Here is a 13170-nt window from a genome sequence, read left to right as displayed (position 1 = left end):
GGAGAGAAGGAGATTACCCGACATGTTGGATCAAACAGCAATCAGTCAGATTAAAGCAACGCTTAGAAAAGGTATTGAGCATAACGAAGTAGCTGGCGCTAATTTCATGGTGATCAAAGACGGCAGAGAAATCTTTTACCATGAAGACGGCTTAGCCGACCGGGAAGCGGGACGTCCTATTACGCGGGATACCGTTTTCCGGCTGTACTCCATGACGAAACCGGTTACAGCAACCGCTGTCATGATTTTGGTGGAACGCGGAGAGATTGATTTATTTGATTCGGTAAGCCGTTACCTGCCAGGCTTCAAGAATCAGAAGGTAGAGCAAAACGGCGAATTGGTTCCCGTTGAGCGGGATACGAATATCCATGATTTGCTCGACATGACATGCGGGCTGGGATATGGCGGAGCCAGCCTGTCCGGACAAGCAACGGAGGCGTTGTTCAGAGAGGTAGACGAACGCTTGCTGGGAGAATCGCCTCTAGGCACGGTGGAATTCATGAACCGGCTGGGCGAAGCCCCGCTTGCGTATCAACCGGGGGCTTATTGGTCGTACGGAACCTCGGCGGATGTTCTTGGAGCGGTTATTGAAGTCGTAAGCGGAATGCGCTTCGGCGAATTTTTGCAAAAAGAATTGTTTGGACCGCTTGGCATGAAGGATACCGGCTTCTGGCTGCCGGAGGAGAAGAGAGGGCGTCTCGTTAAGACCTACGCGGACAATGGCGAAGGGGGATTGACGCTGTATACCGGCAATCATCTGGGCATCATTCATCAGATGGACCGTGATCCGGCATTCGAATCAGGCGGTGCAGGACTTGTGTCTACCATTGATGACGCGGCCAAATTCACGACGATGCTGATGAACAACGGCACCTTAAACGGCGTTCAAATTCTGAGACCGGCTACGGTTGCCTATTTGACGACATCAACCTTAAACGATCAGCAGCAAAAAGGCTTCGAGTCATGGCATACGCTGACCGGTCACAGCTACGGCAATCTGATGCGCGTTATGACCGATACCAAGACCGCGGGTATTCTGGCCAGCCCGGGAGAGTATGGCTGGGACGGCTGGCTTGGCGCTTACTTCGCCAATTGCCCGCATGACGGAGTTACGATTCTGTTCATGATTCAGAAGAAGGATGCCGGCACAACGGCGCTTACCCGCAAGCTTCGCAATATAGTAATGAGCTCGTTGTAAGAAGCAAAACGCTGCTGCGCCTAGTGCGCAGCAGCGTTTTGTTGTTCTGTCAATCCGGATAAGTAAGTGCCATGTAATCCACGTAGGACTGTGCAAAGACCAAATCCAGCAACGCTTCCTTGGCTGTACACGGAGCGGGACGATCTCCGCGTACGGCGGCGAGGAAATTGCGCGCCTGATTGCGCATCGCCGCCACGTTCGGCAGAATCGGCTCATAGGTAAGAGCTTCGCCAACGGAGGCATTGTCTTTCTTAATGGTTACTTTCCCCGCGCGTTGGCGGGCCAACGGGGCAGGAAGATCGATTCTTACAAAGCCTTGGCGAAAGCCAACCAAGATCTGCTCTTCCCACTCATGGGAAGTATGGTAAGGGGCCATCTCGAGGGTAATCGTAACGCCGCTGTCGCTTTCTCCGTTCAGGACAATTCCGCGGCGGTCGCCGAAGGTAAGCCGGTAATTCTCGCCAAGCAAGTGGCGGAACATATTCACTTGATGAATGTAATAATTAACGAAGCTGTCCAGCATTAGCGTCATCATATCGGTATAGCTTTCAGGGCCGGGTTCCGGCTCAAGCGAAGGATAAGGATCGCTGCTGCTGAGCGGCTGGTCAGCGCCGCCAACCCAATCGCCCGGAGGCATCGTGATCCGGATATATTGCAAGTCGCCGTATGCGCCGGATTGCTTCCATTCTTCAATAATCCGTTTGGCGTACTCAACGGCGGGATCGGAACGTTTGTGGTAGCCAATGACATGCATAGTGCCGTATTCCTCGCCAAGCCGCATCATTTTCTCACCTTCCCGGACCGTGAGGCAAAGCGGTTTTTCCGTCAAGACCGGAATTCTCGACCTCAATAGATCCGGGATGATAGCCGGATGATTGCGAAAAGGCTGAGGGGCTATAATGGCGTCAACCGACGAATGTTCCAGCAGCTCGAGGTGGCTGTTGTATACTTCGGGTACACCGTATCGATTGGCTACCAGTTGTGCCGTATGAAGCCTGGGTTCGGCGATAGCGACAACCTCGCATTCTTCCTTCAAGACGGCGTAATTGGACAGATGCGCCATTTGCCCCATGCCTCCAACGCCAACAAAACCGATTCTCAGTTTTTTGCTCATTGTGCTTGCTCCTTTTCCGGTCCCCTATTTTCAAACAGATAAAGTCCGTCTTTACCAGGTGCTACAATGTCCGGATAACCGTTGCCATTCAGGTCCTGCACCCAGAAATAGATTCCTGCACCCGAGGCTTCGCCAGCACGGCCATAATCAATGATATGCTTGTTGAATTGGCCGCCATTAATGCGGTAGTAGTAGATTCCAATCGGATCATGAGCGCCAGGGTCGCCGTCATTATGGGCGCGATAGCGTTTGCCCGTGATTAGTTCGAGCTCGCCGTCGAGATCGATATCAACCAGCCAGAGGTCGTGGAATTGCGAGCCGGTATCGTCGATTGTGTGCCGGACCCAGCTGCGGGAGCCATCTTCCGATCGGCGCTGCTCGTACCAGTGAAGGCCGTAAGCATGCGCCTGGCCAACGATCAGGTCGACGAGACCGTCGCCGTTCACATCATGGCCTAGGATGGGCACGCTTGCTGAGCCTAATGCCCATTCGGCATGGAAGGTCCATGGCGTCTGGTACGGATCATCCGGCTGCTCCAGCCAGCCTTCGCTCAGCACAATGTCGATGCGCCCGTCTCCGTTGATATCAACAAAGCCCATGCCGTGACCGCTTGCCGCTTCGCCAATTACGATTTTCTTGAATGTACCGGTGCCTTTGCCCTCAGAATCTCGCAATAGCTTGTAGAAGGCTTGAGGCTCATTGGGAGTATTGGGGAAAATCTCCGGCACCCCGCATCCGTCAATATCGTAGCATCGGATGGTCTCGATATTGCCGCAGCGGTCAATGTCAACGGTTTCCCATTCATCTGTCTTGTTGCCGGGATTACGGCGCCATCGGAGCGTCTCGGTGAACCAGGAGCCTGTGATAAGATCGGTCAGGCCATCACCGTCTACGTCCATGGGATAATCGGAAAAGTCATCATGATATTCTCCAATGGCTTCCACGTCACAGATTCGGTGTCTGCGGGTAAAGTCAGGTCCTTCATACCAGAATGCTCCGCTTACAATATCCGGAATCCCGTCGTTATTCACGTCAACCACAGCGCAGGCTTCGTACTTATCGTCCGATAGAAGTCGTTTCTTAAATGCCAGCATGAAAAAAATCCTCCCGTTCGCAGCTATTGCTTATTGTAAAAATCACTAGAATCGATTTATAGTTCAGGTAAGCGTTTACTACTAGAAAATATCGGATTTGGAGCCTGTTCTCAATGGTTTATCTTGCGAAGTAGGCTATTCATTCTTGCGAACGGAGGGAGTCTCGGAAGGAATGGGAGATTACTCGCGGTTTATTAGTCCGGCTTATTTGATAGCAAGCGGAGAGTTTGATTGCGATATATCGAATCCTTTCGTACATCCGCTTCATCGTCATGAGACTTACAGCGAGCTTCTTTTTATTGAGGAGGGCAGGGGAACCTTCGTCATTGATAATCAGAGCCATGAGACGGGACCAGGGGCCATTCTGCTGTACCAACGGGGAGTATGGCATGAGGAGATGTCTACTCATTATCCCTTTAGGGCTACCTATTTTGCTTTCAAGGGGCTTCAGTTGAAGGGCATTCCCCAAGACTATTTCCTAAGCCCGGAGCAACGGCCCGTTATCGAGCTTGGGGAGAAGGGTAATGAAATACTGAAGCTGGTGCGGGAATGCCATGCCGAGCTTCACTCTGATGCGGCGGAGTCTAACGCCGCGTCTAATCACTTGTTTGGGCTGCTGCTCGTTCGTTTGGCTCGACATGTATCCGGCGGTTTCATGGAGCGCGGTTCCGTAAAGCCGTCGGAAGCGGCAGTTATGAAGGCGAGAAGCTATATAGAAGAAAACTACCGGCAGCCAATTACGCTGGATTTGCTTGCGAAGGTTACATTCGTAAGCAAATATTATCTGTCTCATTTATTTCTTCAGGAGGTGGGAATGTCGACCATTCAATATCTGATCCGCTGCCGGATAGAGGCAGCGAAGCGGTACTTGGCAATGACCCGGCGGCCAATGAAAGAAATAGGGGAATTAGTGGGCTACCAGAGCGAGACGACCTTTCATAACATTTTCAAGAAGGTGACGGGCCATACGCCGGGACAATATCGCGAGTTGAATGAGGATCCGCAGAATTCTTTTCTGAATAATTAACGAAAGATAATTGGCCGTAAAAATTATTTTTGATAAGCTGGTCCTGCTCATTCCGAATGAAGAAAGGAGGGGACTATGAGGATAAGACATGGGAGGCCAGAGGTGCAAGAAACTCGGGCAGAACTCGTATCAAGGCTGGCCAAAGCGGCGGGAATTAAGCCGCTGGAACCGGAGAAAACGAAAGGTTTATTCACCGATGAATCGGAGATTCCAGCATGGGCGGCCGGTTATGCAGCGGCCTTGCAGCAAGCAGGCCTTTTGCAAAGAAGAGAGGATGGCAAGTTCGAGCCGTTAGGTCAGGCAACAAGCGCGGAAACAGCAGTGCTGCAGCTGCGCATTATCGAGTTCCATCAACATTAACATGAGCTTGACGGAAGCAAATAGAACAAGGCGCCTGTTCATTGGAACAGGCGCCTTGTTCTATTTCTTAAATAATCTCCAAATATTGCAGCATGCCCAGTGCTCATTACCCTTGACAATACCAAGCGATATAACCTCGGATGAGGCATCGGCTGCCCACGATGAGACGTTGTCTGCATCATTCATTTGTCGAAGAAGGGTTCCGTATTCTTCGAGGAGCCGTTGACAATCGCTAATGCCCGGCTGATCATGACGGTAAGCTCTTCTCGCGTTATTTTTTCATTCGGGCGGAACGTGCCGTCGGAATTCCCGAGCAAAAATTGTCGAAGTTTCAGTATAATAGACATAATATGTCCAACAAAAAGGTGATCGTATGTTATTCTCTGAACCTATCCTATTAAAAACAAAAATACGGGTTCCTGTTGTGAAGGAAAATCTGATCGTCCGGGAAAGACTGATGGAGTCTTTGGAGCAAGGCATGAAGGGAAGGATGACAACCGTCTGCGCTCCGGCGGGCTCCGGAAAATCCACGCTTATCGGACAGTGGGCTCAATCCGCCCGCATTCGAACGGCCTGGGTATCCCTGGACGAAAGAGATAATGATATAGCACGATTCTGGCGGTATGTAATAAACGCGTATATGGAAGCGGGACCACCAGCCTTGTCAGATTCACTCTCCGCCGCTTTGGCTCTTGTCGCGGGCACGACGGTGAACGTGATTATGGATACGCTTCTTAATGAGCTGGCGGCGGTTCAAGAACAAATTGCGCTTGTGCTGGATGATTATCATCATGTCGAGCTTGCCGCTATCCATAACAGCTTGTCTTGCTTTATAGAATATTTGCCGGCTCATCACCGGATTATCATTGCAAGCCGGGAGACCATTGCCTTCGATGCGGCCAAATGGCTGGCGAGGGGGGAACGAACGGATATCGGCATGCAGCAGCTTCATTTCACCCAAGAGGAGACGCGGGAATTTTGCCGGTCAGCAGGGATTCATTTGGAGCAAAGGCAGACCAACAAGCTTTTTGAAAAAACGGAAGGATGGGTTGCGGGGCTTCAGTTAGCGTCTATTTCGCTCCAGGCTCAGCAAGATATTGACCGAATGATCGCCCGATTTGACGGAAGCCATGAAACGGTCTCCTTGTATTTATTCCAGGAGGTGCTGGATAAGCTGCCTTCGGATTTGAAGGACTTTCTGCTTCAGACAAGCGTATTCGACCGGATGGATTCGGAGGTCTGCAATCGGGCGTTTAACCGTTCCGACAGCCGCGAGATGCTGGAACGTCTGCGTGCCCTTAACTTATTCGTCATTCCGCTCGATGATCATAACGGCTGGTTCCGTTACCACTCGCTGTTTGCTGAATTTTTGAGGAACCGTCTGCGTTCGCGGAGCCGGCAGTTATGGCTGGATTATCATCATGCCGCAAGTGTGGCCTTTGCCGACAGAGGCCTGCTCGACAAAGCGATCGATCATGCGATAGCCGGCGAAAGGTATAAGGAAGCAGCGGAAAGACTGGAGGATTATATTCAAGACGCGTTGAAACAAGGTGAGCTCGCCTCGCTGCTCGAACGTTTACAGACTGTCTCGGAGCATATCCCGTTATCGGCAAGATTATTGCTGTATCAGTCTTTTGCTTATTTCTTGACGGGCCAAATGTTTTTTGCGGCGGAGACGGTGGAGAAGCTGGAGCGAAAGTACGAGCAGCCGGAGTACGCTTCGGAGCTGGAGCCGCTGCAAGGCGGGATGCTGTTCCTCCAATCGAACCTGCTTTTCTACACCGGACGTTACGTGCAGTGGGATTCGTTTGTTGGTTACCGGCTTCACGGCGTGCTGCCGGAGGATCCCGTCTTCTACAGCTTCAATTACAATCGGATTGAACCGCTGGTCAGAAGGACCGCTTTTGGATTAAAAGGTACCTTGTCTGCCGATACCGAACGAATCGGACAGCGCTTCACAGCCGTGCTGGAGCAGCACGGCTGGGGACAGTCGCTCATCAATCTGTACGTCGTTCAAGCGATGTGCGAAGGCTATTACGAATGGAACAGGCAAAGCGACAGTCTTCTATTGGTACGCAAAATCGAGCAATCCGACCGGGCAAGGCAGACAGCCGGTTTATTTGTGCCAAGCCGCATTACTCTCGCTCGTCTTCATGCCGCAGCAGGCCAATTCCAGAAAGCGCATGACGCGATTGAAGAAGCGGTAAGGATGGCGGAACGCTTGGGCGAATACCACTGGCTGTATCCATTGCGCGCAAGCCTTGCCCATCTGTACTTGAAAGAGAACAATCTGGCTGAAGCCAAAGCCGAAATCTCCAAGCTGCATCTGTCCGACCGGATTCAGCCGGCTTCGAGCCGCTGGTCCGAATATACGGTGTATGCCCGCATCCTAACCGCTCAAGGTAAAACGGCCGAAGCGATAAGGCAGCTTGAACTTATTAAGTCGGCTGTCGAGCAGGAGCATTGTTTCCTCGTGCTTACGGAAATTGACGTTGTTCAAGCCTTGGCGGAATACCAGCGCGGCAACCGCAGCGCTGCACTGCAGCTTGTACATGCTGCGCTGCTTGTCGGCGAAGCAAACGGCTATATACGAAGCTTTGTAGACGAGGGATCCCAGATGAAGAAGCTTCTGCACGCCTATATGGAAAAGCGTCAGAGAGAGGCTGGAACGGATGCTATGGAGGATGTGTCTCTTTCTTATGTGGCTAAGCTGCTGGAATGCTTCCCTGAACAGGAACCCCCGTTACTTCCGGCTGCATCGTTGGTTGAACCGTTAACGGAACAGGAAAGCTATATCTTGCAATTACTTGATCAAGGCGCGCCAAACAAACAAATTGCGGCCAAGCTGGCCTTAACGGAAGGCACGGTAAAAGTGTATTTATCCCGGATTTACGCCAAGCTTGGCGTTTCATCCCGGACGCAGGCACTTGCCGCGGCTCGTCAGTTAAACGGCTGGAGGAATAGCGGCCGGATCGGAAGCGGGGAAAGGATATGAACGCAGGTCACAATCCAAACGTTGGCACGTTTGGATTCCGTTTTACAACGCCGGAGCATCTGTCCTTGTGCAACTTGTTTGCTATTGGCACGGATATCATCAGAGACCAGCAATACCGCTGGGACGGATTAACCCGGGGTGACGGACCTTTGCTGTTATTTCAATATACACTGGACGGAGAAGGGATATTTGAGAGAGGTGACGAGACCTTCCGAATTCAGGCGGGACAAGCTTTTATGACGGAGATTCCCGGCGATCACCGCTATTATTTTCCGGCTGACGGAAATCATTGGTCCTTTATATTCGTCTTAATACGTCCGTCTCTTATTCTTCCGAATTGGGAGGAAGTGAAGAAGCAGCTGGGAGAAACCCCTTTGTTGCCGGTAGGAAGCCGTCCGATACGACTGCTGCAGAGCATGTACGAGGAAGCGTACGCCGGTCGAATCAAGGAGCCTTATACGGCATCCTCTTACGTGTATCAATTCATCTCGGAGCTATGCAGGTTTGCGTTGGCTCCCCGGGAGGATGCCCGCGAATGGCCGTTTAAGGTGAAAGAGGCGGTTGCGCATATCGATGCCCACTTTGAGAATATGATCAGCCTTGACCAGCTGGCCGATCAGCTAAGCGTATCCAAATATCATTTGCTTCGTACCTTTACGAGCACGGTGGGGATGTCGCCCAACGATTATTTAAATCAAGCCCGGATTAAGGAAGCGATGCGGCTGCTTAAGCAAACCGACTGGAGTATCGAGAGAATCGCGGAGCAGGTTGGTTATTCCGGCGGCAGTTATTTTATTAAATGGTTCCGCAAAATTACGGGAGAGACGCCGGGGAATTTCCGTTTGGGCGAAGGCCAGCTTATCTATAACCGCGTATATTTTGATTAGACGGGCATGAGGGTAGACCGCAATATTTTACTATGATTGAAATTAGATTACTGTAGATCACTGCTTCCGATTGGAATTAATATAGGGATATAGCAGCAATTCATTCCTATCCATTCATGAACTACGGGAGGGTTACTCATGCAGCATCTTGAATTTGCCCCCACGCCACCGCTCGGGTGGAACAGCTGGGATTGTTACGGTGCAACCGTAAGAGAAGACGAAGTTCGCGGAAACGCGGAATATATGGCCGAGCATCTGAAAGCATTTGGATGGGAATATGTTGTGGTTGATATACAATGGTATGAACCGGGAGCGGTATCGGACTTGTACCGTCCGTTCGTCAGACTGGAGATGGATCGCTACTCGCGTCTAATTCCTGCCGCGAACCGGTTCCCTTCCTCTGAGAACGGAAAAGGCTTCAAGCCGCTGGCTGACTATGTGCATAGTCTTGGATTAAAGTTCGGAATTCACATTATGCGGGGGATTCCTCGCCAGGCTGTTCATGATAACACGCCGATTAAGGGGACATCGGTTACCGCGCGAGACATCGCCCATACCTGCTCCTTCTGCGGCTGGAATACCGATATGTATGGGGTAGACGCTTCCAAGGAAGGCGCCCAGGAATACTATAATTCTCTCTTTGAGCTGTACGCGGAATGGGGCGTTGACTATATCAAGGTTGACGATATTGCCGACTCCTGGCTTCATGGCGGTGCGCATCTCGGCGAGATCGAGCTGATCCGCAAAGCGATTGATCATGTGGGACGTCCCATTGTCCTCAGCCTTTCGCCTGGGCCGGCACCGGTCAAGCATGCCGACTTCTTGGAGAATAACGCGAATCTGTGGCGGATGACCGATGATTTCTGGGACCGCTGGCCGCTTCTGCTTGATATGTTCGACCGCTGCAAAACTTGGGAGGGACGCCCTAAGCGGGGGAACTGGCCGGATTGCGACATGCTTCCGCTTGGCCGTATCGGCGTACGATGCTCGCATCCGGACAGAATGACAAGGTTCACCCGCGACGAGCAGCTGACGATGATGACGCTGTGGACCATCTTCCGTTCTCCGCTCATGATGGGCGGCGAGATGCGCGATAATGACGAGTGGACGTTGTCTCTCCTAACGAATGGGGATGTTCTGCATATGCACCGCACTAGCTGCGGCGCACGGCAGGTATCCCGCATCGGTGATCATGTGGTCTGGATGGCGGAAGGAAGCAGCGGCGAACGTTACGTTGGGCTGTTTAATACCGGCGAAGAAGCCGCGGACGTATCCGTATCCTTCAGCGATATGGGCATCGAGGGGGAGTCAAGCGTGAAAAACCTGTGGAGCGGGGAAAGCATGGGTACTATGACCGCTTCCTTATCATCCGTAATTGCACCTCATGGCGCGGCTTTGTTTAGATTGGATAATGTTGCTAAGCAAGCGTAAATTCTAGAATAGAATAGCCAGACAGAAGGGAATCCGCATAATGCGGATTTTTTTCTTTTTATGAGCGGATCTGTCACTTATAATAGGTTTGGTTACATCTGGAAATAGATTGCCGTCGAGGCGATTTACTACGAAGGAGTGAAACGCATGCAGGAAGAGTTAGTGAAGGCGAATAAGTTTGCGTGGGAGACAAAAGCCTATGAAGCATGGGTCCGGCATTTTGGAATGCCGGCAGAATTGGCCGAAACATTAACCCAAACAGGCAATCATAATCTGCGTTATTGGCTAAAGTACATAGGAGATCCCGCGGGGAAGCGGGTTCTGAATCTTCTTGGTTCTCACGGCAGGAAGGCGATCGCGCTGGCAATGCTTGGAGCGGAAGCAACCGTTGTGGATTTATCCGCGGAAAATCAGCGGTACGCCCTTGATGTCGCTGCTGCCGCGGGTGTGGAGCTTCATTATATCTGCTCCGATGCGCTTCATATTCCGGATGAGGAAGCTCTGGGACAATTCGATATCGTATTGATGGAGTTTGGCGTTCTTCACTATTTCACAGATTTGCAAGCTATCTTCAATGTTGTGCGCCGCCGGTTGCGTCCGAATGGGCGGTTTCTGCTTACGGATTTCCATCCTTTTGCAAGAGCATGGGCAACGACCTATAATCTGCCCGAGCCAAGCGGCAATTACTTCGATAGGCAGGTGAAAGAGGGGGATGTAGCATTCGCCAAGCTTTTGCCGGAAGAGGAGCGGGAAGGATTGGGCAAGGTGCTGGCTTGCAGCTGGACCTTGGGAGACATTCTGTCCGCCGTAGCAGCTTCAGGATTGTACGTTCGTGCCTTTGAAGAGATTCCGAGTTCGTCAAACCCGCATATTCCGGAATTTTACACGCTCGTTGCAGACAAGATGGAGTTGGAATTAGCCCCGCTTTATCCAGATATGAAGGAGAAGTGATTCGTATGTCCAAGGAGCAGGTGGAGATCGTTGCGCTAGGGGAGAAGCATTTTATCGGAGTTCCCGTCACGAATGCTTTCCATAAGGCTGATCCGAAGAGTATACGGGAGGCTTATCAAATCTTTCTGTCCAGGAAAGAGGAGATTACGGATATGGTCGATAGAGACTGCTATGTCTGCCCTCATTTCGCCAATGATTATTTGTTCACTTATATCTATTGCATGGAAGTATTCCGGATCGGCGACGTACCGCAAGGCATGATCGGCTTCTCTCTTCCAAGCCAGCGATATGCGAAGGCGCGCTCCGCCGATCAAGATCCCTATGCACGGATCAAAGCAACATTAGAGGCTATGAATCTCGAAAATAATACAAGGTCTCTGGCGCTTGAAATATTTCGCTTTGGGGAAGAACAGCATGTCAATAACGCGGATGTGTATATCCCGATCTTGTAAATGAGCAATTTGATAATAGATTGCAAGAGGCATTAACCATTTTTTGCTAGATGTGAGAAAACTAATAGGTACAAGTCCACATTCTTTTTCGCTGTCTTCATATGGTAATGCATTCACATATGGAGGTGCTGTTGTTGGGTTGTCACGGTCTATTGAATTAAAACTTTTTGATAAATGGGAGGCTGCCGGATGGCAGTCTTCTTTTTTGATGGTATATTACAGTTAGGCGTCGAAAATACGGGAAAATTGAAACATTTTGCCTTGTACCACCGTTATATTTAGCATAAACGGGAAAGCACACGGTACGAGAAAGGGGCGGCTACATTGCAGCTATATTTTCGGGAAAACTTCTGGAATGCCGGTCTGACGGAGATATTGGATGAGCAGGAGCAAAAGGTTGGCCATCTTGATTTGAAAAGCGCGTTTGGTTCTGCCATTGATATTTATGGGGCAAACGGAGAGCTGCTGTATAACGCAAGGTTTCCATTCTTCTCGGGGAAATGGGAGGTCAACGGTGCCGATGGAGAGCAGCTGGGAACGCTTAGAAGCCGGCTGTCGTTCTTCTCGAAAAAGTATACCTACGAGACTATAGGCCGCGGGGATTATGAGATTATATCACCTGCCTTCTCCAAGGAATACGAAATCGTTGACGAATCCGAAATCGTTGTCGCCCAGTTCAAGCAAGTAAACGGCTGGTTTTCTTCCGGTGCTTTTGTCCTCGACAATCAATGCGAATTCCTGGATTCTTATGAGTTGGTAGCTGTCATCATAGGAATGCACGCGATTCAGAAGGCTGCGAACAGCGCAGCAACACAATAATACAGGATAAGGCGCTCCGATTTGCGAGCGTCTTTTTATTTTGATAGATAATCGGATTGTGAATCTATGGTACCTTTAGAAAGGATATACGGATGGGAATCTCATAAGTGGAGAGACCGGGATGAGCAGAAGCGTACTAAACGAAGATGAGTTTTACAAGAAAGTGTATGGCGGATGGATGGGGAAAAATATCGGTGGAACGACGAACTGACACGACGGACCATCCGGGCGGCTAAAGAGGTACTAACCGTGTGCTCCGGTTGATATTCGGTCAGACCTGGCAACCAGAATTGAGCCAGCTGCTTCATGGAAGCTTTATGCACCATTGTCTAACGAAGGCATTCAGGTTAATCAAGCCGGTAATCTGGTTGATTTTGCAGGAGCTCTGAAGACAGAGCGGGAAGGTATTTATCGGGCCGAGACGATACTTTATTCGCCTGATGACAGAGAGATCCTGCTCTTTTGTTTGTTAGAGAATAAATTTCCGTGAACAAATGCGAAAATAACCATGTGTATTCAGGTGGAAGGTCTCTTCGAATCATGGATTCGAAGAGACCTTTTTCTCGGAATATAGGAAAGGAGCTATCGTTACGATTGAAATCGATTTCAACAATTCAGGGAAATCTATCAAGTGGAAATAACTATTTAACGCTATAAATTAGCCGAATATTTATGCAAGCGATCAAATTCTTTTGATCATGTTATTGAAATCGATTTCAATTGATGATATTATCCTTTTCAGATAAGCCAGCAAGATTATCCATCATGGTGTTCATGAATGAAATTCAGGAGGTGCTCAAGTCACAGTTGATTTTGGCAGGATGGAGAATGTTAACGGCAAG

The 13170-nt window shown here is 50.3% G+C and carries 12 protein-coding genes; 9 read left to right on the top strand and 3 right to left on the bottom strand.

What is annotated here, in order from left to right:
• Nucleotides 1–22: 22 nt before the first annotated feature.
• Nucleotides 23–1198 (top strand): serine hydrolase domain-containing protein, encoded by a 1176-nt coding sequence (locus M3194_RS01565; RefSeq protein WP_251651269.1) that lies wholly within the window; start codon nucleotides 23–25, stop codon nucleotides 1196–1198.
• A gap of 49 nt (nucleotides 1199–1247) precedes the next feature.
• Here the strand turns inward: M3194_RS01565 and M3194_RS01560 are convergent, their stop codons facing one another.
• Nucleotides 1248–2312 carry a Gfo/Idh/MocA family protein gene (locus tag M3194_RS01560; RefSeq protein WP_251651268.1) on the bottom strand — a complete coding sequence of 355 codons (1065 nt, stop codon included), beginning with the start codon at nucleotides 2310–2312 and terminating at the stop codon, nucleotides 1248–1250.
• On the bottom strand, nucleotides 2309–3406 hold the full coding sequence (locus tag M3194_RS01555) for an FG-GAP repeat domain-containing protein (RefSeq protein ID WP_251651267.1): 1098 nt from the start codon (nucleotides 3404–3406) through the stop codon (nucleotides 2309–2311). Before M3194_RS01555 ends, M3194_RS01560 begins: the two co-directional genes overlap by 4 nt.
• A gap of 172 nt (nucleotides 3407–3578) precedes the next feature.
• On the opposite strand from M3194_RS01555, the gene M3194_RS01550 reads away from it, so the two are divergent.
• Together M3194_RS01550 and M3194_RS01545 are read left to right on the top strand one after the other, a co-directional pair.
• Nucleotides 3579–4433 (top strand): helix-turn-helix transcriptional regulator, encoded by an 855-nt coding sequence (locus M3194_RS01550; protein WP_251651266.1) that lies wholly within the window; start codon nucleotides 3579–3581, stop codon nucleotides 4431–4433.
• Nucleotides 4434–4535: 102 nt separating this feature from the next.
• The gene (locus tag M3194_RS01545) at nucleotides 4536–4793 is read left to right on the top strand and encodes an S-layer homology domain-containing protein (RefSeq protein ID WP_251651265.1); all 258 of its coding nucleotides are present in this window, start codon (nucleotides 4536–4538) and stop codon (nucleotides 4791–4793) included.
• A gap of 182 nt (nucleotides 4794–4975) precedes the next feature.
• On the opposite strand, the gene M3194_RS31570 is transcribed toward M3194_RS01545, so the two are convergent.
• Complete coding sequence (locus M3194_RS31570; protein ID WP_397334257.1) at nucleotides 4976–5140, bottom strand: S-layer homology domain-containing protein; 165 nt, start codon at nucleotides 5138–5140, stop codon at nucleotides 4976–4978.
• Nucleotides 5141–5217: 77 nt separating this feature from the next.
• Here M3194_RS31570 and M3194_RS31425 point away from each other — a divergent pair, with 77 nt between their 5' ends.
• The 6 genes from M3194_RS31425 to M3194_RS01515 all read left to right on the top strand — a co-directional run bounded on the left by M3194_RS31425 (nucleotide 5218) and on the right by M3194_RS01515 (nucleotide 12328).
• The gene (locus M3194_RS31425; RefSeq protein WP_251651264.1) at nucleotides 5218–7788 is read left to right on the top strand and encodes a LuxR C-terminal-related transcriptional regulator; all 2571 of its coding nucleotides are present in this window, start codon (nucleotides 5218–5220) and stop codon (nucleotides 7786–7788) included.
• Entirely contained in the window at nucleotides 7785–8675 is an 891-nt protein-coding gene (locus M3194_RS01535) for a helix-turn-helix transcriptional regulator (protein WP_251651263.1), read from the top strand. The genes M3194_RS31425 and M3194_RS01535 overlap by 4 nt, the downstream gene beginning before the upstream one ends.
• Before the next feature lie 138 nt (nucleotides 8676–8813).
• Nucleotides 8814–10106 carry a glycoside hydrolase family 27 protein gene (locus M3194_RS01530; RefSeq protein ID WP_251651262.1) on the top strand — a complete coding sequence of 431 codons (1293 nt, stop codon included), beginning with the start codon at nucleotides 8814–8816 and terminating at the stop codon, nucleotides 10104–10106.
• Nucleotides 10107–10253: 147 nt separating this feature from the next.
• Nucleotides 10254–11057 carry a class I SAM-dependent methyltransferase gene (locus M3194_RS01525; RefSeq protein ID WP_251651261.1) on the top strand — a complete coding sequence of 268 codons (804 nt, stop codon included), beginning with the start codon at nucleotides 10254–10256 and terminating at the stop codon, nucleotides 11055–11057.
• A gap of 5 nt (nucleotides 11058–11062) precedes the next feature.
• Nucleotides 11063–11509 carry a GyrI-like domain-containing protein gene (locus M3194_RS01520; RefSeq protein ID WP_251651260.1) on the top strand — a complete coding sequence of 149 codons (447 nt, stop codon included), beginning with the start codon at nucleotides 11063–11065 and terminating at the stop codon, nucleotides 11507–11509.
• A gap of 324 nt (nucleotides 11510–11833) precedes the next feature.
• Nucleotides 11834–12328, top strand: coding sequence for an LURP-one-related/scramblase family protein (locus M3194_RS01515; RefSeq protein WP_251651259.1), 495 nt, complete (start codon nucleotides 11834–11836; stop codon nucleotides 12326–12328).
• Nucleotides 12329–13170: the final 842 nt, after the last annotated feature.

Source organism: Paenibacillus glycanilyticus (genome assembly GCF_023715145.1).
Classification (GTDB): Bacteria; Bacillota; Bacilli; order Paenibacillales; family Paenibacillaceae; genus Pristimantibacillus; species Pristimantibacillus glycanilyticus_A.
The sequence above is the reverse complement of the archived record's forward strand: the minus strand, read 5'-3'. Positions and strand labels throughout refer to the sequence as shown.

Coding starts and splice junctions, on each gene's coding strand:
- M3194_RS01565 (WP_251651269.1), top strand. CDS start 23: ATGTTGGATCAAACAGCAATCAGTCAGATTAAAGCAACGCTTAGAAAA.
- M3194_RS01560 (WP_251651268.1), bottom strand. CDS start 2,312: ATGAGCAAAAAACTGAGAATCGGTTTTGTTGGCGTTGGAGGCATGGGG.
- M3194_RS01555 (WP_251651267.1), bottom strand. CDS start 3,406: ATGCTGGCATTTAAGAAACGACTTCTATCGGACGATAAGTACGAAGCC.
- M3194_RS01550 (WP_251651266.1), top strand. CDS start 3,579: ATGGGAGATTACTCGCGGTTTATTAGTCCGGCTTATTTGATAGCAAGC.
- M3194_RS31570 (WP_397334257.1), bottom strand. CDS start 5,140: ATGTCTATTATACTGAAACTTCGACAATTTTTGCTCGGGAATTCCGAC.
- M3194_RS01535 (WP_251651263.1), top strand. CDS start 7,785: ATGAACGCAGGTCACAATCCAAACGTTGGCACGTTTGGATTCCGTTTT.
- M3194_RS01530 (WP_251651262.1), top strand. CDS start 8,814: ATGCAGCATCTTGAATTTGCCCCCACGCCACCGCTCGGGTGGAACAGC.
- M3194_RS01525 (WP_251651261.1), top strand. CDS start 10,254: ATGCAGGAAGAGTTAGTGAAGGCGAATAAGTTTGCGTGGGAGACAAAA.
- M3194_RS01520 (WP_251651260.1), top strand. CDS start 11,063: ATGTCCAAGGAGCAGGTGGAGATCGTTGCGCTAGGGGAGAAGCATTTT.